Here is a 21,097-nt window from a genome sequence, read left to right as displayed (position 1 = left end):
CTCATCCCCTCTTATTTAATTAATTCTTTTTGTTCGATCGCCTGGTTTGAATCCGCTTTCACTTCCTCATACTTTTCATATTTAAGCGTTCGCTCTAAACGCTGGATGCTCTGGCGTGGTACATATTCTCCATAACCTGCTTCTCCTACGATTCCGCCGGCTTCATCGTCATAAACGAGCCTGCCTCGAATAATCGTTTGTACCGGTTTTCCTTTTAACTTCATGCCGTGTAGCGGGTTATACTTTGCCATCGATTCTGTTTTCTGCTCGTCAATGACATACTCTTTGTTAAGGTCGATAATCGTAAAGTCAGCATCAGTGCCGATTTCCATGGAGCCTTTTTTCGGATAGATGCCATAATGGATGGCGGCATTGCGACTCGTTACCTCCACAAAACGGGATAGTGATAATCGACCTTTGTTTAACCCCTCGCTAACAAGGATCGGAACCATTGTTTCTACTCCAGGAATTCCAGGGAAACTGTTCCAGATTGTGGAATCTGGAGCATCCTTTTCAGTTGCGATTTCATATGGGGCATGGTCTGTTCCAACAAAATCAATTGTGCCATCAGCGAGTGCCTGCCAGTGTGCCGCATTATCCTCTTTTCCTCGCAACGGTGGAGCGATTTTGGCGAAAGTGCCGCGCTCAGTCATTGCATCTTTTGCATTCAGAACAAGATAGTGAGGGCACGTTTCCGCGGTAACTTTGACGCCTCGTTTTTTTGCCGCTTTTACAAGCTCTACGCCTTCTTTTGTGCTCATATGTACAACATGAACACGTGCATCAGTTGCTTCAGCAAAGCTAAGGATCAACTCGATCGCAACTTTTTCCGCAAGGTTCGAACGCGCTTCTGCCCATGCTGGCCCATCCATTCGGCCTTCTTTTTCCAGCTTCTTGGAGTAGAACGTACAAATATCATAGTTTTCAGCGTGTACTCCGATCGGTAAACCCGTTTTGGCTACATGTGTAAAGATTTCCAGCATTTCTGCATCAGAAACTTTCGGGAAGGTTGGCACAGAAGGAGTCATATAAACCTTGAACGCAACAACACCTTCATCAATTTGAGGATAAATGTTATCAACCCATCCTTCACGTGCATCCTCACCTGTCATTCCACCCCAGAAACAATAATCGATATAAGCCTGGTCACGAATAGGTCCAATCTTCTTATGGAAGCTGTCACCATCACGTACGGAAGGCTTGCTGCAGCAAGGCATATCAATGTGAGTTGTCAGTCCCCCTGCTGCTGCAGAACGGCTTCCTGTCGCGAATGTTTCCCTGTGGGTAAATCCCGGGTCCATAAAATGAGTATGCGGATCAATACAACCAGGAACGACTAGTTTTCCTTCAACATCCATCACTTTGTCTGCGTTTAAAAAGCTGATATCATTAGAAAACCCGACGATCTTGCCATCATTGACTAGAATATTCGTCAGCACCTGACGATCTCCCTGCGGAATATTCGCATTTTTCAGAATTAAATCCATTTTCCTCTCCCCTTCTAAAATAATTTATTTTTACCTGCCTCATTTCCTTTATATCAGGCGGGCCGATTAACAAGGGCTATAATTTAACCGATTGCTTCAGCAGAATGATCGCCCTTCAGCCTTTCCATTCGATCATCCTTATTAACACTTAATTCTTTAAAATTAAATACTAGATTTAGAAAAATAGCTGTTAAGCTTCCGATTACAATTCCGTTTTCCACAAGTAAACGCAAACTTGTTGGGAGATTGGCAAAGACAGCCGGGACAACAGCTGCACCAAGCCCAATTCCGATGGAACAGGCAACGATCAGAAGATTTTCATTCCTTGAAAAATCAACAACTGACAGCATCCTGATTCCTGAGGAAATGACCATGCCAAACATCGGGATCATTGCTCCACCCAGGACAGCCATCGGAATAATGGTTGTGAGTGCAGCGACCTTAGGCAATAGCCCAAGAATCATTAAGATTACACCCGCAGAAATCACAACGTTTCTTGTTTTCACTTTTGTTAGTGCAACAAGGCCCACATTTTGCGAAAAAGAAGTGTATGGAAATGAATTAAATATACCGCCAATTATTACAGCAAGTCCTTCTGCTCTTAAACCTTTTTTAATATCGTTTGATTTTAGATCCCGTTCACAAACATCTCCAAGAGCCAGGAACACCCCTGTTGATTCAATCATGCTTACGATGGCAACCAGTGTCATCGTAAGAATAGCTGAAAAGTTAAACGTAGGGAAACCAAAGTAAAAAGGCTGGACCAAATGAAACCATGATGCGTTTAATACTTCTTCAAAACTGACCATTCCCATAAAGTAAGCAACAGCAGTTCCGAGGATCAAAGAAAACAAAACAGATATCGCTCTCATGTACCCTGTGAAGAAACGGTTCATAAAGATGATGAGCGCAAGCGTAAATACAGCTAAAAACAGATTTTGAAGACTTCCAAAATCAGGCGATCCCTGCCCTCCTGCAGCATTGTTCATTGCCACAGGTATTAAAGATACTCCGATGATGGCTACAACAGAACCTGTAACAACAGGTGGGAAAAAGCGTAAGATCTTACTCATAAATTGAGAAAGGATCATAACAATTATTCCCGAAGCGATTATCGCACCATAAATTGCTGTGATACCCTGCAAATTTCCGATAGCGATCATCGGCCCAACTGCGGTAAAGGTACAACCCAATATGACAGGCAGTTTAATCCCAAAGTGTTTCCCCCCGATAACCTGCAAAAGAGTTGCTATCCCGCAAGTGAATAGATCAATCGATACTAAGTATGCGAGCTGTTGAGCGTTCATTCCGATTGCCGGGCCGACAATCAACGGCACGATCACAGCACCTGCATACATTGCTAAAACATGCTGAAACCCCAGAGTCCCTATCTTCCACGAGTTTAGCTTTTCCAAAGAATTCCCCTCCTGGATTCTTTCTTTGACAAGCTCTTACATGACGATAGACAGAAAGAAAAGCCTCACCTCCTCATGTGTGATGGAATATAAAAAAACCGCAGCAATAGAAGACATCTCAGATTAGAGATGGCCTATTACTGCGGTTTCATATCGCTTTCGTTTAACAAAAGCAAACGTAACCGCCCTCATTTTTTGAGCCTGATGCAGTTGCGGCATTGCACAACTCCCTCAGGTCCCGGACTGTCGATTCGTTTAAAATTTATCTTCAAAATAGATAATGGTACATGCATCTTCAGTGATTGGGTCATAATCCTTTAAAATTGTCTTTACGTTAAGCTGGAGTGTTTCTTCAATCTGCTCTTTTAGCATCGACTTGAATTCAACAATTAATGCTGAATCAACCGAAATAGTGAGAGAATGAAAATGATGGCTTAGCATCTGCAACGCTTGCACCCTTTTATGTTGAGCAAAGATCAACGCTTTGTTTTCGATAAACTCGATCCGCTGCTTCTTTACTCCTACACCATAAATCTCCTGGTTTACTCGATTATACAACTGTGCAAGGTTCTTCTTCAGGGTTTGTTGGAATTGAGTAGCGATTGTAGCCATTTTTTCCTCCTGTTAGGTAATATGATAAAACAAGACTTCGGCATCCGTCAATATATTTTCTGAATTTTTGGACTTGACAAAATCTTTAAACACCGATTACACTACAAATCAATTCCCCCCTTATCTTTCTCGATGGCAAATCGGCCATCTGTTTTCCCTCCTGATTCAAAAGTTAAATAATATTTTTTCCTTTCGTATAACCTCAATAATTGGTTTGAGGGTCTCTACCAGGAACCGTAAATTCCTATCTACGAAAAGGCTCTTTGAGTGTCCTGGGACCTTTTTGTAGAGGATTTTTTTATGCAAAAGTCTATTTAGGTAAAAAGGCGCATTAAATTATTTTAAAGCCTATACTAATCCATGAATTTGCATTCGATCAGACTCTTTTTTGCTCCGGGAAACCATCATCCTGGATCGCTTAAAGAGAATCGCTTTGTTTGTCTTACAAACTATTTTCTTACACATTTATCTTCATGTAAATGCCTTCAACAAACGATGACAGAATCCAACATTTTATTTCTTTTCGACTTACTTTGCGTCTCTTTATTCCGGTTAAGAGCCGTATTCAAGGAGGTAAAAAATGAAACCAATTCGCTTTACTGTTAACGGCTCGCCTCGTGAGGTCAACTGCCACCCTTCAAAAACATTGCTTGATGTTTTGCGGGAAGATTTAAACCTTACTGCCAGTAAAGAATGCTGCGGAAAAGGCGAGTGCGGTTCCTGTTCCATTCTTGTTGATAAGGAAGTTATCTGTTCTTGCCTCGTTCTTGCAGGGCAGGCAGAAGGAATGGATATCACAACCTGTGAAGGGGTAGGACTCACTGCGAACATGGATATTGTCCAGGAGGCTTTTGTCAGTGAGGGAGCTACCCAGTGCGGATATTGTACACCTGGACTGATCGTTTCCTCGAGAGCATTTCTTAACAGCATCGAGCATATTCCTTCCGTTTCTGAAATTAAAACAGCGCTCGGAGGGAATCTTTGCCGTTGCACGGGCTACGCTAAAATTATTCGCGCCGTCGAAACTGCAGCAAAGCACCAGTTAGAAAACAAAGGAAAGTTATCTTTAAGATGAAGTTTTCTGCCGTCCTATTAGCAGCGGGAAATTCCAACCGAATGGGAAAAATGAAAGGCTTGCTCCCCTGGAAAGGCAAAACATTGTTTGAGCACCAGCTGGTTACCCTTAAGCAGACATCGCTTTCCGAAGTTGTTGTTGTGCTCGGCAGGAATGCTGATTCGTTTTTAAAAATTTCCAAAAGCCATCCGGTCACAATCGTTGTCAACGAAAACTATCAGACTGGCAAATGCTCTTCTATCCTTAAAGGTGTTCACGCTGTAAAAGACAATGCGGATGCCCTTTTTATCGTGTCTGTTGATCAACCAGTTGAAGTTGATGTCCTGAACAAAATGGCCGATTCCATGAAGAAGTATCGGCCGCCTGTCCTCGTGCCTGTTTATAAAGGGAAAAGAGGTCATCCTGTTCTTTTTTCTAGCGCTGTTATGAAAGACTTGCTTTCTATTAGAGAAGAAACACAGGGATTGCGTCGTATTCTTCAAAAACACAGAAAAAGAGTGCTGGAGGTACCAGTCAACTGTCCGTTAATTGGCCTAAATTTAAACACACCGGAAGATTACGAGAGTGCGGTTCAAAAGCAAAGTTAGGAGGTAGGTACATGCTTGTCAGTGAAATCGATGTGATCTCCCCTCTCGACCTGGATGAATGCCTTACCATTCTTTCCAGGGAAGGCATCCAGCACCGGTTACTTGCCGGAGGAACGGATGCTGTTGTGAGAATGAAAGATGGGAAATGGCGTCCCAACGTTTGGATCAACGTGAAAGGCTTGAACGAACTTCGTTATATAGTCAAGAAAGACGGGGCTATACACATCGGCCCTTTGACGACACATAGTGACATTATTCGTTCTCAGCTCCTTCAAACGCAAGCAGATGTGCTTGTAGAAGCAGCAAGAGAAGTCGGGGCTACCCAGATGCAAAACATGGGAACCATCGGAGGCAATATCGGAACCGCGTCACCTGCGGGCGACACGATTCCCGCCCTATTTGTACTCGGAGCTGTTCTGGAAATACGTTCATGTAATAACAAAAGGCTTGTTCCGATTGAGGAATTCTTCATAGGGCCCGGAAAAACCGTGTTAAGGCAAAATGAAATGATCACCAATATAATCATCCAGCCACAGGAGAAAAATGAAATCGGTATTTTCCAGAAGCTTGGGCCAAGAAAAGCACAATCTATCTCCATCGTTAATGTGGCCGTTAACTTAATCATGGGTGAGAACAACAGGCAATGCCTTGGCGGAAAAATTGCTTTTGGGGCAGTAGCTCCAACTATCATTCGTGCAAAAAAATGCGAGTCAATGTTAAAAATCGCTCCCATAACAGATGACATGATAGAAAATATCTCTAAAGTTGCCTGGAAAGAAGTAATGCCGATTACGGATGTCAGAGCTTCCGCTTCCTATCGACGGGACATGGCAAGCGCACTTTTACACCGGGGGTTGTACCGGTTGATGAGGAGGTGGGAAAGTTATGAAAGCTGAAGCAAAAAACGAAAAAGGCAATGGTGGCAATACCCCTTTCACCTGGGTTGGAAAAAGGGTAAGAAGGATCGATGGCCCAGAAAAAGTAACAGGCGAATTGAAATATATGACAGATTATCAATATGAAGACATGGTCTGGGGCAAGGTTCTTCGAGCAAAGTATCCTCACGCAAGGATTAAGGAGATCCATGTCGAGAAAGCAAAAAGCCTTCCCGGTGTGATTGCTGTGCTTACCCATAAAGATATACCAGGCTTTAATGGATTTGGAATCGTCGTTCCTGACCAGCCTGTCTTATGCTCGGATGTTGTTCGTTGTACCGGTGATGCCGTAGCACTCGTAGCAGCAGAAACTTCCGAAATTGCCGAGCAAGCTCTGGGCCTTGTCGATGTGGAATATGAATTGCTTGAAGTCGTTTCCGATCCAGAGAAAGCAATGGGGAAAACATCACCTCAGCTTCATCCTGACGGGAACATCCACAGCCATGTGAAAATTAAAAACGGCAATGTCGAAGACGCTTTTCAGGAAGCTGACCTTATTATTGAAAACACTTTTTACTCTCCCCGGCAAATGCATGCTTTTATTGAGACTGAGGGCGGCTGGGGGAAAATGGACGAGGAAGGGTTCATAACAATCAAGTGCCCGGGACAGTATGCCTATCGGGACCGTATGCAAATTGCCCGGGCGCTTGCTTATAATCCCGAGCGGATCCGCGTGATTTCTAGTCCTATTGGCGGAGCTTTCGGTGGAAAAGATGAAATCACCGTACAAATATATCTCGCTCTCCTTGCGATGCATACGAACGGTCGACCAGTAAAGATTCATTATAGCCGTGAAGAATCCGTTGTCGCCGGTATGAAAAGGCACCCATTTAAAGTTCAAATGAAGACCGCTGTAAAAAAAGATGGAACACTGCTTGCCAATCGAGTAAGAGCTGTCGGAGATACCGGTGCTTATGCATCACTTGGCGGAGCTGTAATCGCACTTGCGATCGAGCATTCCTGCGGTCCGTATAAAATACCGAACGTTGATCTGGAAGGCTTTTGCGTTTATACGAACAACGGCATCGCTGGAGCGTTCAGAGGCTTTGGCGTAAATCAGGTTTGCATGGCCATCGAAACCCATATGGATATGATCGCAGAAAAACTCGGCATCGACCCAGTCGAGATACGGAAAAAGAACGTTTATCACCAGGGTGAAGTTTCAAGCATGGGACATGTGGTCAAATCAAGTGTCGGAACTCACAAAACGCTTGAAGTTGCTGAAAACTGCGACTTGTGGAAAAACCGGGAAAAATATAAAGCAGAAGCCAGTGAGCCCTGGAAAAAACGGGGGGTTTCCCTCGCCACTTCTTTCCATGGAATCGGGATGGGAATCGGACTACCGGATTATGGTGCTGCTTCAATTGAACTTTTGCCAGAAGGAAAATTTAAGGTTGCGGTTGGCTGCGAAGAAATCGGGGGCGGAAACAGTACGGTGTATGCACAGGTGGCAGCAGAAATGCTAAAGTGCGATATAAGCAACATTGTGGTTGTCCAGGGGGACACTTCCCAAACGCTCGATGGCGGTACTGTCACAGCATCCCGTTCGACTTATACAGGCGGAAGAGCAGTAGCTACAGCCGCACCGAATATGGTCAGCCTTCTGACAGAAACAGCTGCCGAAATGACAGGCGTTGTCATGGAGAAAATCGAATGGTTGCCAAACAGGATTGTTGCCGCAGGAGAAACAATTAGCTATAAAAGGCTATTCGACTACTTATATGAACACCGCCGGAAAACAAAAGTAGAAGGGCATTTCATGCTACCGAAAGAAAAAGAAGAAATTAAAGGCTCAGGTGGAGCACCTCACCACCTTTATGGTTACCTGACTCATGTTGTCATGGTTGAGGTGGACACATTAACTGGTGAAACGGATGTCCTTCGCGTAGTTTCCATTCCTGATGCCGGAAAAGTTATCAATCCACAGGGGCTTGAGGGACAGACCGAAGGCGGTGCCGTGATGGGAATCGGCTATACCTTGTTTGAAGACGTGTTGATCGAAGGGGGTTATCATAAGACCCGCAACTTCACTGACTATATCATCCCTACGATCCGGGAAACGCCGATTATTGAAACATTTCCTGTAGAAGAAGCGGAAGAATCAGGGCCTTTTGGTGCAAAAGGAATCGGGGAAGTGGTGATGATTCCGATTATCGCAGCCATTATGTCCGCTATTTATGATGCGACAGGAGCAAGAATCAAGCATCTGCCGGCAACACCGGAACGAATCTATAATGCTATCAAACAATTAAAAGAACAGGAAGCCCAGCCTGCGAGGTGATAATAATGATGAGCCAAACTATGTATAAAAAATTGTCTCAATCCCTTCAGCTTCGCCAGGAAACAGTGTTAGTAACGATAACGGAGTGTCTGGAGCACCGCCTTATTGGTAAAAAAATTCTGTTATGGCCTTCAAAATCTGCTTTCGATGAAGGCGAGATTCCCCTTTCCCTTATGGAGTCAATAAATTTGTACTCTCAACCCTTACTTAAGAAAAAGCGTTCCGGAGTATTTCAATTCTCCTGGAAAGGCAATCAGGTCGAGTGCTTTGCTGAGTATTTTCCTGCCCCTGTCCATTTAATCGTAGCTGGTGCAGGCCATGTGGGTGAGCCAGTTGCCTCGATAGGAAAGATGCTGGGATTCTATGTGACAGTTATCGATGACCGTCCTGACTATGCAAACCTGGAACGGTTCCCTATTGCTGATGAAGTCATCTGTGAATCTTTCATGCATTATTTCAGGGACGTTCCTTTAACCGATCACACCTATATCCTTCTTCTTACAAGAGGCCATAAATACGATGTTCTCAGCCTGCAGGAATTGCTCCGCCGTAAGGAAAAAGCAGCTTATATCGGAATGATCGGAAGCAGGAGGAGAATATCCGGTGTTTTTGAACAGGTAAAACAAGAATTTCCTGATGAAACTTTTGATCATATTTATACACCTGTTGGCCTTGATATCGGGGCTGAAACACCTTCTGAGATCGCTGTTAGCATCATGGCAGAGATTTTAAAAATAAAGAATGGAGCATCAGGGAATTCCTTAAGCAGCAAAATACGTCGTTACGCAAAGATGGGCTTTCATGAGGGGGCAGTTAAATGAAGCAAATCGACCTCATTAAAAGGGCAACAGAAATTAAGAAAGGGGGTGAAAAAGCCGCTCTGGCAACAATAATCAAGACGCGAGGTTCAACCCCACGGAAAACAGGAAGCAGGATGATTATTTTTCCCTGCGGAAAAATCGAAGGGACGATCGGCGGAGGATGTGGAGAAGCAGAAGTCATTGAAACAGCTTTTAAGGTAATTCAAACAAACAAGCCTGAAAAGCAAACAGTTGATTTAACCAGGGGATTGTTTTACGAAGACGGCGGGATTTGCGGCGGAATTATGGATGTTTTTATTGAACCGCTTTCCTAAAAGCCAGTTTTACAAAACTATGTTAGGAGTGATCTTTGATGTCAATGATCGAAAAAGACCTGCAGCCTGGACTCCCTTCCTCCAATAATCCGAAAATATTAGAGAAATTATTTAAGTTAACAGAGCGGCAAACAACTGTAAAAACCGAACTTTTGGCCGGAATCACCTCTTTTATGACAATGAGCTACATTGTATTTGTTAACCCTATCATTCTTTCAGATGCAGGCATTCCTAGAGAGGCGGCCCTTGCAGCAACCATTTATGCGAGTGTGTTCTGTACGTTACTGATGGCCCTCTGGGCAAATTTCCCGGTTGCCGTAGCCCCCGGAATGGGACTGAACGCATTCTTTGCCTATACGGTTGTATTAGGACAGGGATTAAGCTGGCAGACAGGGTTAGGGGCAGTTTTTATCTCCGGTGTTGTATTTTTAATTTTAACCCTCACAGGTGTCCGGCAAAAAATTGTTGACGGTGTACCGGACGTTTTAAAGTCTGCTATAGGTGTCGGAATCGGTCTTTTCATCGCCTTTATCGGATTAAAAAACGCTGAACTGGTCGTCGCAAATGAAGCGACGTTTGTAGGACTCGGAAATCTCACGAGCGCTGGTCCCCTCCTGGCAATATTCGGATTGATCACTGCGGCTTTCTTGATGGCAAAGCGCGTTAAAGGGGCTCTTTTAATAAGTATTCTTGGCACGAGTATCCTTTCCATGATCGTTGGGTTTATCGCTTTTCCAAAAGCGCTGAGCGATGTCGTTTCCTTTTCCCTTCCAAGCATGTCAGAAACATTTTTCGCCATGGATATTATGGGGGCAGTCGGATATGGGATCGTCTCCGTTATTTTCTCTTTCACAATCGTTGAATTGTTCGACAACCTTGCTACATTGATCGGTTTATCAAGAAAAGCTGGCCTTACTGATGAAAATGGTAAAATCCAAAACCTGGACAGAGCCCTTCAGGCAGACGCGGTAGGAACGATGGCAAGTGCTTCATTCGGAAGCACGGCACTTAACGCTTATGTTGAAAATGCTACGGGTATCTCTGAAGGCGGGAGGACTGGCCTAACAGCGTTAACAGTCGGCATATTGTTTTTCCTGACACTCATTTTCGCTCCACTAATTTATTTCATACCTTCTGTTGCTACCGCTCCAATCTTAATTCTTGTCGGTGCTTTAATGCTTAGTGAAATCAAACATATTAGCTTTGATGATTATACCGATGTTATTCCTGTCTTTTTAACGATTGTCTTGATGCCTTTAACCTTCAGTATTGCCCAGGGGCTTGCATTCGGATTTATTTCCTATACCCTGTTAAAGCTGCTTACCGGGAAAAGGGACCAAATCCACTGGATCATGTATTTCGTAAGTGTAGCGTTCATTATCAACTTTATCATGGGCGGTCATTAATCGTGCCATTCGAGGCCTTTTTAACAACTCCATTTACAAAGGGGGCTTTTTATTGGAGCATACGAAGGAAAAACTTAAGAGAAGAATTGATGTTGCAGCAAAAAGGACCCCGGCAGATCTTGTTATTAAAAATAGTAAAATCGTAAACGTTTTCACGCTTGAGATTATAGAGGAAGACGTTGCTGTTGTGGATGGCTATATTGCAGGAATCGGGAATTATGAAGGTATCATGACCGTTGATGCAGAAGGAAAATATTTAACCCCAGGGTTCATCGACGGTCATGTTCATATTGAATCAGCAATGGTTACGCCTTCTGAGTTTTCTAACGTAGTAATACCGCACGGAGTGACAACTGTGGTTGCCGATCCGCATGAGATCGGCAACGTTTGCGGCATAGAAGGAATCAAGTTTATGATCGATTCATCGAACAATATTCCTCTTGATGTGTTTTTTATGCTCCCATCCTGTGTTCCTGCGACGCCTTTTGAAAATGCGGGAGCGAAGCTGGAATTTGAACATTTGGAACCTCTGTATTTACTTCCCAGAGTTATAGGACTTGGAGAAGTTATGGACTTTCCTGCTGTTTTTCATAATCACGAAAATATGCTTGCAAAACTATCGTCCGCGATTGTCAAAAGTAAGTGTATTGACGGACATGCCGCCGGGGTCAACTCAGACGGCATTAACGTTTACATGGCAGCCGGTATTCGCACAGATCATGAATGTGTCAATGCTGAAGAAGCACTTGATCGATTACGAAAAGGTATGCATGTGATGTTAAGAGAAGGGTCTGCAGCCAGGGATTTGAAGGCATTATTAAAAGCGATCAACAGGGAAAACGCACGGCGCTGTTTGTTTGTAACGGACGACAAACATCTTGATGATTTAATCGAAGAAGGAAGCATCGACCATAATATTAGGATGGCGATCAAGGAAGGAATAGACCCTCTTCTTGCTGTACAAATCGCTACCCTGAATGCGGCGGAATGCTTTGGTTTCAAAAATAAAGGAGCGATTGCACCGGGTTATGAAGCTGATTTTTTATTGATAAGCGACTTAGAAAATGTCACGATAGAAAGCGTATATAAGTCAGGCGTTCTAGTTGCAAAGAATTCAAAAATGGTTTCTCCTTCCGAACAGTCTCTTATACCTTCCGCTCCAATTTTAGATAGTATAAAAGCCAAGCAAATCTCCGTCAAGGATTTGCAAATAAGGCTTGATAATAAAACCGAAGCTAACATAATCGGCATTATTCCAAACAGTATTGTTACGAAACACCTGATTGAAAAAGTAACAGTAATGGATGGACTTTTTACAAGCTGTACAGAAAAAGACCATTTAAAACTTGCAGTGCTTGAAAGGCACAAAAGCACCGGGAATATTGGACTGGGAATCATAAAGGGACTGGGATTAAAAAAAGGTGCTATCGCCTCCACTGTCGCACATGACTCCCACAATATTGTTGCAGCAGGAACGTGCGATGAAGATCTGTTGACCGCTATAAGAGTAACGTCTCAGATGAAGGGCGGACTTGCAGTCGTCTTGGAGGGTGAAACGCTTGCTGCCCTGTCGCTACCAATCGCGGGATTGATGTCAGATATGGATTCACATCTGATTTATGCAAGATTAAAAGAACTGAACAAAGCACTGGCCGAAATCGGCTGCTCACATGAATTCAATCCATTTTTAACCCTTTCTTTTTTAGCACTTCCGGTAATTCCCGAACTAAAATTGACAGACATCGGATTATTTAATGTCAAAACATTTCAGCATATCGCAGTAGAATATTTTCAAACATAAAGCGGAGCCTGCAACTATTGCAGGCTCCGCTTTATTACGTGATGTAGAAGGAGAAGCCATTCCTTCCTATATACAAACCTGATTCTCTTATAAAAATTTATACATCAGCAAGTCATCAACATACTCTCCATCTATATAAAACTCATTCTCGAGTCTTCCCTGTTCTTCATAACCAAGCGACTTATAAAAAGCTGCCGCAAAAGGGTTAGTTGCAAGCACTCGTAATGACAGCTTGGATTTCCCTTCTTCATAGGCTCTCTTTTCAACTTCTTCCATTAAAGCCTTGCCAACACCCAGTCCTTGATAGGATGGGTGAACAGCGATAGTTAGTTCTCCAACATGTGAATTACTTTTAAGCGGAGTCGGGTTTCTAACACTTACATAACCGAATACTGTTTTTTCCACTGCTGCGACCAATTGGGTTCCGGGCGGACTTTTTTCCAGGTATTCTTCCGGGGATGTCCATTTGGTCTCAGATGGAGCCGTAAAATGGTTCCAGGCAAGGTGGTCTAGTGCTAATAACTGTGGTGCATCCTCAGACTTTGAAGGTCTAACCGATATTCTGGGTGTTACTTTTACCATTTTTTCACTCCTAAAAATATGGATTGGACTCGTTGTTGTTACCTTCAACGGCAGTACGGATTATCCTCTTTCAACTTCGAACTTTGAAACTAGTAATATAATCCAGTTTTGCTCCTTGTCTTTTGTGCTACTAGTTTTATATGAAAACTTTAACAGAAAGAAGTGGTATTATCTCTTCTTCAGATAAAAAGCTTGGCCTGGTTTTCTATGCCACTGTCAGTTTAGCACTACTCCTTGTTTTGTGGGGTCTCGTTTTTCCGGATAACTTATCTCTAACGATGAAGACAACGTTAAATTGGATTAATCATACGTTCGGTTGGTTCTATATGCTAGTCGACACTCTTCTTGTTGGTTTTGCCCTCTTCCTTGCTTTTGGCCCATACCGGCATATTAAACTTGGAGAGCCTGACAGCAAACCGGCATACTCCTACTTTTCCTGGCTAGGAATGCTATTTGCTGCAGGCATGGGTGTCGGCCTGGTGTTTTATGGTGTTGCGGAGCCAATATTACATTATGTTAATCCTGCCCCTGGAATCAAGGCCAGGACACAAGAGGCAGCTGAATCGGCGTTAACCTACAGTGTCTTTCACTGGGGGTTGCAACCATGGGCAGTCTATACGATAATCGGCCTCACGTTAGCATACTTTGGGTTCAGAAAGAAAAGTCCTTCTTTATTAAGTTCGGCGTTCGAACCTTTGCTCGGAGAAAAAGTGAAAGGACCAATCGGAAAGGGGATAAACATTGTAGCGACACTTGCTACAATTATTGGCGTTTCAACAACTTTCGGTCTCAGCTCAATGCAGGTAAGCGGCGGATTAAACGAGGTGTTCGGACTTCCTAACACTCCGGTCACCCAACTTGTTGTCATAGCGGTAGTAACTGTTTTGTTTATGATATCAGCTTTATCTGGAGTAAACAAAGGAATCCGCTATTTGAGTATGACTAACCTGGGAATCGCAGGATTTATGTTATTATTCGTTCTTATTACAGGGCCAACCGTCTTTCTTCTAAAGAACTTCATTACTGCAACAGGACAATATCTTGGCGATTATTTACAGTTAAGCCTTTCATTTAGCCCATATGACAATGAAGACTGGAGAGGGAAGTGGACGATGTTCTTTTGGGCCTGGGGATTAGCCTGGGGTCCATTTGTCGGAGCCTTCATCGCCCGGGTTTCAAAAGGGCGAACCATCCAGCAATTTGTGCTGGGAGTCCTCCTGGTTCCTTCTTTACTGGGAGCAATCTGGTTCGTTGTTTTCGGCGGAACAGCACTACACATGCAGATATACGATCATATTGAAATCGCAGCACAGGCTAAAAAACATGTTGAAACAGCATTGTTTGCAACCCTTGAACAATTGCCGTTCGGAACTATATTAAGCTTTTTGGGCCTTTTGCTTATTTCAATCTTTTTCGTTACATCCGCTGATTCTGCCACCTATATCTTAAGTGTTTTTTCTTCTAAAGGGACCCTTCATCCAAAGAAACTAGTAAAGATAATCTGGGGAAGTTTGATATCGGGTATCGCAGCTATCCTGTTATTGAGCGGAGGATTAGAAGCACTTCAGTCTGCAGCTATTGCAAGCGCATTGCCGTTTGCAGTTGTGATTATTGCGATGAGCGTATCGATTACAATAGCTTTAAAAAATGACTTGAAAGATCAAAAAAGTAAAGAAGGATAAGCATCTTGATTTGCTTACCCTTCTTTTTGACTTTTTATAAAATTTGTTGTTAAGGGAGTGGTTGATTTCCGCTCCAGTTTGCTCGTTTTCCGCAGGTGGCCGGTGAACCTTCCAGGTATAAGATCAGAAAGCTGACTGTTGATGTCTTGATAGACTGGGAGTCTTATACCTTATGCCCCTTTAAGTCTTTTTACAAAAGAAACCGCAATAAAAAAGGATAAACACTTCATTTTGGTTATCATTCTTTCATGTTCATTAAGAAAAAATATCTATATTGTATTCATCAAGAAAATATTTAGGAACAAAAAATCTCGCTGTTAATTTTGGATCGACAACCTGGCTGATTTGGGTCTGGCCGATCGCGCTCATCAGCATTGTTAATTCAGCAAGTGACAGATCTGTATGTGGAAGAAGCAAATCGATCATCTCTTCTACAGCCGTTTTCGTTGCTTCATCAAGCGTTTCTGCAGAGACCAGGATAGCAAGGCCTTCTTCATTTGCTACCATTGGATGTTTGATCGTTTTTCCTTTGATCACTTCAAGCTTCAAAGAAACCTTTCCGGGAATCTCGATTCCAGAAACGCCGATCTCTCCATCTCCCATCGCCGCGTGCATATCCCCAAGTCCAAATAACGCTCCTTCTGCAAAAACAGGAAAATAAACCGTTGCTCCTTCTGTAATAAATGTGGTGTCTAAATTCCCGCCATGCCTGTCCGGGGTACCGCATGAAACAGGGTCCTCTTCAGGTGCAACGCCAATAACCCCGATCATAGGGTTAAGAGGAAGTTTCAGCCTGTCATTAAAAACTGCTTTATTGTCTTTAAGCGGTATCATTTTTACTGTAAATTCTTCAACGCGATGACCCATTACTCCAAGCTCTGGTCCAGTTGTCATCACGCCCTGGTTGGCAAGTTCAATATTATTAATATGTACTGCTAAAATATCGCCAGGCTTTGCTTCCTCTACATAGACAGGTCCTGTAGCTGGATTGATACGATCCCAGTTTATTTTGTTAATTTCTGTATCTTCTGATTGAATCTGATTTTCAAAACAATCATAGGTTTCGATTTCAAGTTCGGCTCCAGACCGTACCTTTTCCACGGGCTCTAGATTGCGGTCAAACGAATAAAAAGGCTTCTTTGCTTTAATTAAAATAGACACAACGTTTCCCCCTTTTTGGTCGGTTGTGTCTATTCTACCAGATTTTTCATTTTATTTAGAACGATTTATTTTAAGCTTTCCTGGTCAACCAGATGTTTTATCCCATCCGTATCTTCCACCAGTGCCTTACCATTGTCATATTCATATATAACGGTCACCTTTTGGTAAGAAGGAAGGTCGCCGCTGAGGGTAGCCATCGTTGTCTCTCTGTTCACTTCATGCCCTGAAGAATATTCATCGGTCTGAAGAAGCATGGAGCGAAGCCTTGTAAGGTCTTCCGAAATCTTACTGTAGGCATCGTCTGTTTTCTCACTTGCTTCTTGCTGGGCAAGGTTCGTGTATTGGTCATTAAGCTTTTCGATTTCTTTCGTCACTTTAAATGTATTTTCATCCACTCTATCACTCCTTTCAAATCTCTTTTCTATATTTTTCCCGTGAAGGCAAAAGAAAAACCATTGAGTCCATAAAAAAAGAGAAGAGGGAAGCTCCCCTTCTCTTAATTTTAATTAACTAATTCTTTTTCTAAATCCATCGCTGGGCCAAAGAATTCAAAATGGATTCTTTCTTCCGGTACTTCCCATTCTTTAAGAGCTTTCAGGACACCTTTCATAAATGGAACCGGACCGCAGAAATAGAAGTCTGCATCCTTCGTTTCAAGTACCTCTTTAAGCCAGTTAAGGTCGATATATCCTTCTTTATCAAAATGCTGGTTCGCTCGGTCTTCCTCTGTTGGATTGTCATATGCGACATAATAATTCACTTGTTCATTTTCTTGCGCAACCTTCTTAAAATGATCTCTCATCGCATGCACTTTACTGTTTTGGGCCGCTTGTATAAATGTTACCGGACGGTCTGTTCGCTGTTCAATCACAGTGTTAAACATACTCATAAGCGGTGTTAATCCAACTCCGCCTGCAAGAAGGACAACAGGTCGGTCACTGTCCAGATCGATATAGAAATCTCCCGCAGGTACACTTAATTCAAGTTTATCTCCTTCTTGCACATAGTCATGTAAGTATGTTGATACTTTGCCATCAGGCGTGTTATTGCCTTCTTCACGTTTGACGCTGAGACGGTAGTACTGTTTTCCCGGCGCATCAGAAAGGCTGTACTGACGAATATGAGTAAATTGATCTCCTTCAATATTCATCTTCACACTAACGTATTGACCAGGTTTAAAGGTTGGAAGAGGCTGGCCATCTACAGGCTTTAAGTAAAACGATGTGATGACATCACTTTCTCTTACTTTTTTGTCAAGAATAAACGGTTTAAAGCCTTCCCATCCACCCGGTTGGTCTTCCGCTTGTTTATACATGTTGTCTTCTACCTGGATGAACACATCTGCGATGACTCCGTACGCTTCGCCCCATGCTTCTAAAATTCCGTCTGTTGCTGCATCCCCAAGCACATCTTCAATAGCTAAAAGCAAGTGTTCCCCGACGATTGGATAATGCTCGGGCTTGATGCCAAGACTGCGGTGTTTATGGGCGATCTGGGTTACAACAGGTACAATCGCTTCAAGATTGTCGATGTATTTTGCTGCAGCATATACCGTGTTAGCGAGCGCCTGCTGCTGGCGTCCCTGTTTTTGGTTTGCATGATTAAATATATTTAAAAGTTCAGGATGGTTGCTAAACATCATTTGATAGAATCGTTTTGTAATTGTTGTTCCATGTTGTTCTAATACCGGCACTGTTGATTTTACAATTTCCTTTGTTTTCTGGCTAAGCATTTTAAATTCCTCCCACAAAAGATTTATTTCAAATACATCTTTTCATACATGGGGACTTAAAGCAATATTTTAAATACATCTTTAAAAAAGTTGACACATTTTAACCAGGTTTCAATTTTTCTTTTTAGGAACAAAGTATGATAAACTCAATTATGGATTAAATAAATACCTTCTCTTAAAGGATGGTAGCCAGGATGAAACTAACACGTTACACAGATTATTCATTGCGAGTATTAATGTATCTTGCCACCAGGCAGGAAGGCCAGCTCGTTAACATAAAAACAATATCCGAAATCTATAACATCTCGAAAAACCACTTGATGAAAATCATTTATGATCTAGGGAAATCAGGGTATGTTGAAACTGTTCGAGGGCGAAACGGCGGCATTCGGCTTGCGATGCCACCTGAAGAAATTAATATCGGGGAAGTTGTCCGAAAAACAGAAGAGGACTTTTATGTCGTTGAGTGCTTTGATAAAGTAAACGATAAGTGCATTTTAAGCGATGCTTGCCGTTTGCGGGGTGTTTTAAATAACGCACTGAATTCGTTTCTCGAAGTTTTGGATGACTACACGCTTGGAGACTTGATCTTAAATAAGGATAGATTGAAAGAGATGATGAAGGATTCATAGAAGCAGGAGCGCAAAATGGCGCCCCTGCTTTTCTTTATCGAAAGCTGAATTCTTCCTGTACTGCTGCGGTTATTTTTAACTGGCCGGGTTGAATCGGGGCTCCTTCCGCCATGACTGCCTGGAACGGAACTATCCTTGAAGGTTGAGAGATCTCTTTTATTTGCAGAGGGATTTGGTTCAAGATCACTCCGAGAGAATTAGCAATCGTTCGCGCCTTTTTTTGCCCATTTTTAACGGCGATTGAAAGCGCTTTGTTGTAATAGTCATCCTGATTTGATAGCGTAAATTCAATGTTTGAAACGGAATTCGCACCATTATTTACTGCAGTGTCTACCAGGAGACCTGTATCAGCAACTTCGTCAATCACGACTTCTACCTGGTTTATAACCCTGTATCCCCTTACTTTCTCCCCCTCTTCAGCATAAAGGATCGTTACTCTATATTCCCTGGTTTGGATATTCTCCCTTGGAATTCCTATCCCGATTAAAGCATTGATCACATTTGACATTGCCCGGCTGTTTTCCTGTTGTGCGATGCTTAAATTTTCATCCTCTGTGATAACGCCGACTGTTATAGAGGCACGATCAGGCACTGCCAGAACAGACCCCTCTCCTTTTACTTCTATCCTTTTTTCTTCATCAGAAACAGACTGGTCCCTGTAATAAGAAGGATTCACCCAGTATTCGTGCATGTTAAGGCCTGCCTTTCCGGATGCTTTAATAGCAACAACTGATTAGCGATCTAGCTTTGATTATAGTTTATTTTTAGATATTCAAATTGTGTATCTGGAAAGGAGATTTACTGAAGGTATATATGACCTTTATTACTATATAGCGGATTACAAGAAAATCAGATTCTATAACAAAGAAGGAACTGACTCATAAATGTCAGTCCCTTCCTAGTAAGAACTTTCATAGTCTGGGTTTATCCTTTTTAAGTGTATGTTTCTGACGATCCGAATCAGCGGCCTGATCAACAATTGAGCGCTTCCTACAATGAAGAAATAGACACCAATTTGATGAGTCGTTTTCCATAAAAACAAAATACTGCCGATCAGAAACCAGAGACCGATTAAAATATCATTTAAATTTGCTAATAGTGCATAGCGCTTTGTTATAACTATTTCGTGTCCCCCTACATTGATTTCTATATCGGGACGTTCTTTCCTTTTACTCATATTTTCCCTCCTGCTATCCTCTTCCCTGTTTAATAAACTTTGATTCTATATTGCTCGAGGATAATGTTTCCAATAAAATGGATTGAGGGAGCCTCTATTTGGGAACTAATTATTTATTATGCAGGACATCTTGATATTGCTTGTTCTCCTCGAGTTTTTGCTTCACAAACGGACATGTTGGAACGACCGTAAACTCTTTTTCTCGGGAATATTCTACGAGTTTTTCAACAAGCTGTTCTCCAAACCCCTGGCCTTGATATTGTTCTACCACCATCGTATGATCAGCGTTCAGCCTGTTACCGTCTTCTTTTTCAAAATGAAGTTCTGCTATAAGCTCGCCGTTTTCTTCAAAAAAGAGGCGGTTTTCTTCTTCTCTATATTCAGCGATTGGAATCATCTCCTTTTATTTTTATCGGTGCTAAACTTTATCTTCCCATTTTTTTGGGGAATTACACGTTTCCTCGTTAAGCAATGAACATAAAATGTATGTTTCAAAAAGGAATTAGACAATTGGATAGTGGAAAGATAAACAAGGAAGAATTATATTGAAAAGTTTAGTTTCAACTGTAGGCAGGTATGATATCGAATAAAAAGGACTTTATATAAAGGAGAGTTGTTTTTGGAATCCATGTGGGTAGAATACGGATGGACGTTATTAATTTTGATCGGTCTGGAAGGGTTGTTGTCAGCTGATAATGCGCTTGTCCTGGCTGTTATCGCCAAGCACTTGCCAGAAGAAGAAAAGAAAAAAGCGATCACATACGGAATCTTTATGGCCTTCGCTTTTCGTTTTGTTGCTTTATTTGCAATTTCTTTTATTGCGAACGTATGGCAAATACAGGCTATCGGAGCTGCTTATCTTCTTTATCTTGGTCTAAAACATGTGATACAGGCTCGCTTCGGAAAGAAGAACGAAAACATTCACAAAGATGAAGAAGAAGAATCTGCTGGAAAAGGCTTTTGGCCAACAGTTGGTAAGATTGCTTTAGCAGATCTTGCTTTCGCAATTGATTCCATTCTCGCAGCTGTTGCACTTGCGCTCGGTCTTCCGGATTCCCAGCTCGGAGATTTTGGCGGCATGGACGGTGGACAGTTTATTGTCGTTGTACTCGGGGGCATCGCAGGATTAATTTTAATCAAATTCGCTGCAACCTGGTTTGTGCAACTGCTTGAAAAACGCCCTGCTTTAGAAACAACGGCTTATGCTATTGTAGCCTGGGTAGGAGTCAAGCTAGCTGTCATCACCCTTGCCCATGATGATGTTGGGGTACTTGACCATGATTTCCCTCACAGTACAGTGTGGACTCTTACATTCTACGGCATTCTCGTTGCTATTGCTTTATTCGGATGGTTTGCACCGGGGAATAACTCAACACAGAAAAATAATGAACTCTAAA

Annotated in this window: 21 protein-coding genes and 1 riboswitch; of the genes, 11 read left to right on the top strand and 10 right to left on the bottom strand. The window is 42.5% G+C overall.

The features are described from left to right. Positions 1-11: 11 nt before the first annotated feature. The 3 genes from allB to FCL54_RS01070 form a co-directional block, all read right to left on the bottom strand. Positions 12-1,487, bottom strand: a complete 1,476-nt coding sequence (allB, locus tag FCL54_RS01080) for an allantoinase AllB (protein ID WP_138122282.1) — start codon at positions 1,485-1,487, stop codon at positions 12-14. An 83-nt stretch (positions 1,488-1,570) separates the two neighbouring features. After that, on the bottom strand, positions 1,571-2,902 hold the full coding sequence (locus tag FCL54_RS01075; protein ID WP_138122280.1) for a nucleobase:cation symporter-2 family protein: 1,332 nt from the start codon (positions 2,900-2,902) through the stop codon (positions 1,571-1,573). 255 nt (positions 2,903-3,157) lie between these two features. Continuing rightward, complete coding sequence (locus tag FCL54_RS01070; RefSeq protein ID WP_138122277.1) at positions 3,158-3,514, bottom strand: Na-translocating system protein MpsC family protein; 357 nt, start codon at positions 3,512-3,514, stop codon at positions 3,158-3,160. A 172-nt stretch (positions 3,515-3,686) separates the two neighbouring features. Continuing rightward, positions 3,687-3,785, top strand: a riboswitch (purine riboswitch). A gap of 309 nt (positions 3,786-4,094) precedes the next feature. On the opposite strand from FCL54_RS01070, the gene FCL54_RS01065 reads away from it, so the two are divergent. Genes FCL54_RS01065 through ade form a run of 8 tightly spaced genes read left to right on the top strand, consistent with a single transcriptional unit; the run spans position 4,095 to position 12,734 of the window. After that, complete coding sequence (locus tag FCL54_RS01065) at positions 4,095-4,589, top strand: (2Fe-2S)-binding protein (protein ID WP_138122274.1); 495 nt, start codon at positions 4,095-4,097, stop codon at positions 4,587-4,589. Beyond that, positions 4,586-5,176 (top strand): nucleotidyltransferase family protein, encoded by a 591-nt coding sequence (locus FCL54_RS01060; protein ID WP_138122271.1) that lies wholly within the window; start codon positions 4,586-4,588, stop codon positions 5,174-5,176. Before FCL54_RS01065 ends, FCL54_RS01060 begins: the two co-directional genes overlap by 4 nt. Positions 5,177-5,187: 11 nt before the next feature. Continuing rightward, the gene (locus FCL54_RS01055) at positions 5,188-6,072 is read left to right on the top strand and encodes an FAD binding domain-containing protein (protein WP_138122268.1); all 885 of its coding nucleotides are present in this window, start codon (positions 5,188-5,190) and stop codon (positions 6,070-6,072) included. Next, positions 6,062-8,392: a xanthine dehydrogenase family protein molybdopterin-binding subunit gene (locus FCL54_RS01050; protein WP_138122265.1), complete on the top strand. Its 2,331-nt coding sequence runs from the start codon at positions 6,062-6,064 to the stop codon at positions 8,390-8,392. Before FCL54_RS01055 ends, FCL54_RS01050 begins: the two co-directional genes overlap by 11 nt. 8 nt (positions 8,393-8,400) lie before the next feature. Continuing rightward, a complete protein-coding gene (locus FCL54_RS01045; RefSeq protein WP_138122262.1) occupies positions 8,401-9,213 on the top strand; it encodes an XdhC family protein in 813 nt (270 codons plus the stop codon). Beyond that, positions 9,210-9,527 carry an XdhC family protein gene (locus tag FCL54_RS01040; RefSeq protein WP_138122259.1) on the top strand — a complete coding sequence of 106 codons (318 nt, stop codon included), beginning with the start codon at positions 9,210-9,212 and terminating at the stop codon, positions 9,525-9,527. Before FCL54_RS01045 ends, FCL54_RS01040 begins: the two co-directional genes overlap by 4 nt. A 38-nt stretch (positions 9,528-9,565) precedes the next feature. Further along, positions 9,566-10,933, top strand: a complete 1,368-nt coding sequence (locus FCL54_RS01035; RefSeq protein ID WP_138122257.1) for an NCS2 family permease — start codon at positions 9,566-9,568, stop codon at positions 10,931-10,933. 52 nt (positions 10,934-10,985) lie between these two features. After that, complete coding sequence (gene ade, locus FCL54_RS01030) at positions 10,986-12,734, top strand: adenine deaminase (RefSeq protein ID WP_138122254.1); 1,749 nt, start codon at positions 10,986-10,988, stop codon at positions 12,732-12,734. Between the two features lie 87 nt (positions 12,735-12,821). Here ade and FCL54_RS01025 read toward each other — a convergent pair whose 3' ends face one another. Beyond that, positions 12,822-13,316 carry a GNAT family N-acetyltransferase gene (locus FCL54_RS01025; protein ID WP_138122251.1) on the bottom strand — a complete coding sequence of 165 codons (495 nt, stop codon included), beginning with the start codon at positions 13,314-13,316 and terminating at the stop codon, positions 12,822-12,824. A 140-nt stretch (positions 13,317-13,456) separates the two neighbouring features. Here FCL54_RS01025 and FCL54_RS01020 point away from each other — a divergent pair, with 140 nt between their 5' ends. Then, positions 13,457-14,998, top strand: coding sequence for a BCCT family transporter (locus FCL54_RS01020; RefSeq protein WP_138122249.1), 1,542 nt, complete (start codon positions 13,457-13,459; stop codon positions 14,996-14,998). Between the two features lie 255 nt (positions 14,999-15,253). On the opposite strand, the gene FCL54_RS01015 is transcribed toward FCL54_RS01020, so the two are convergent. The 3 genes from FCL54_RS01015 to hmpA form a co-directional block, all read right to left on the bottom strand. Further along, positions 15,254-16,159 (bottom strand): acetamidase/formamidase family protein, encoded by a 906-nt coding sequence (locus FCL54_RS01015; RefSeq protein ID WP_425467080.1) that lies wholly within the window; start codon positions 16,157-16,159, stop codon positions 15,254-15,256. Positions 16,160-16,224: 65 nt separating this feature from the next. Continuing rightward, on the bottom strand, positions 16,225-16,554 hold the full coding sequence (locus FCL54_RS01010; RefSeq protein WP_138122246.1) for a hypothetical protein: 330 nt from the start codon (positions 16,552-16,554) through the stop codon (positions 16,225-16,227). A gap of 107 nt (positions 16,555-16,661) precedes the next feature. Next, positions 16,662-17,891, bottom strand: coding sequence for an NO-inducible flavohemoprotein (gene hmpA, locus FCL54_RS01005; RefSeq protein ID WP_138122244.1), 1,230 nt, complete (start codon positions 17,889-17,891; stop codon positions 16,662-16,664). A gap of 194 nt (positions 17,892-18,085) precedes the next feature. On the opposite strand from hmpA, the gene FCL54_RS01000 reads away from it, so the two are divergent. Further along, positions 18,086-18,523: an RrF2 family transcriptional regulator gene (locus FCL54_RS01000; protein ID WP_138122241.1), complete on the top strand. Its 438-nt coding sequence runs from the start codon at positions 18,086-18,088 to the stop codon at positions 18,521-18,523. Between the two features lie 34 nt (positions 18,524-18,557). Here the strand turns inward: FCL54_RS01000 and FCL54_RS00995 are convergent, their stop codons facing one another. From FCL54_RS00995 to FCL54_RS00985, 3 genes are all read right to left on the bottom strand, one after another. Then, on the bottom strand, positions 18,558-19,214 hold the full coding sequence (locus tag FCL54_RS00995; protein WP_138122238.1) for an SIMPL domain-containing protein: 657 nt from the start codon (positions 19,212-19,214) through the stop codon (positions 18,558-18,560). A 207-nt stretch (positions 19,215-19,421) separates the two neighbouring features. After that, a complete protein-coding gene (locus tag FCL54_RS00990) occupies positions 19,422-19,700 on the bottom strand; it encodes a YrhK family protein (RefSeq protein ID WP_138122235.1) in 279 nt (92 codons plus the stop codon). Between the two features lie 109 nt (positions 19,701-19,809). After that, positions 19,810-20,097: a GNAT family N-acetyltransferase gene (locus tag FCL54_RS00985; protein WP_138122232.1), complete on the bottom strand. Its 288-nt coding sequence runs from the start codon at positions 20,095-20,097 to the stop codon at positions 19,810-19,812. 222 nt (positions 20,098-20,319) lie between these two features. On the opposite strand from FCL54_RS00985, the gene FCL54_RS00980 reads away from it, so the two are divergent. Beyond that, positions 20,320-21,096: a TerC family protein gene (locus tag FCL54_RS00980; protein WP_138122230.1), complete on the top strand. Its 777-nt coding sequence runs from the start codon at positions 20,320-20,322 to the stop codon at positions 21,094-21,096. Position 21,097 lies beyond the last annotated feature (1 nt).

Origin of the sequence: Exobacillus caeni (genome assembly GCF_005747095.1) — a bacterium.
Classification (GTDB): Bacteria; Bacillota; Bacilli; order Bacillales; family Guptibacillaceae; genus Exobacillus; species Exobacillus caeni.
This window is presented reverse-complemented; position numbering and strand designations above follow the sequence as displayed.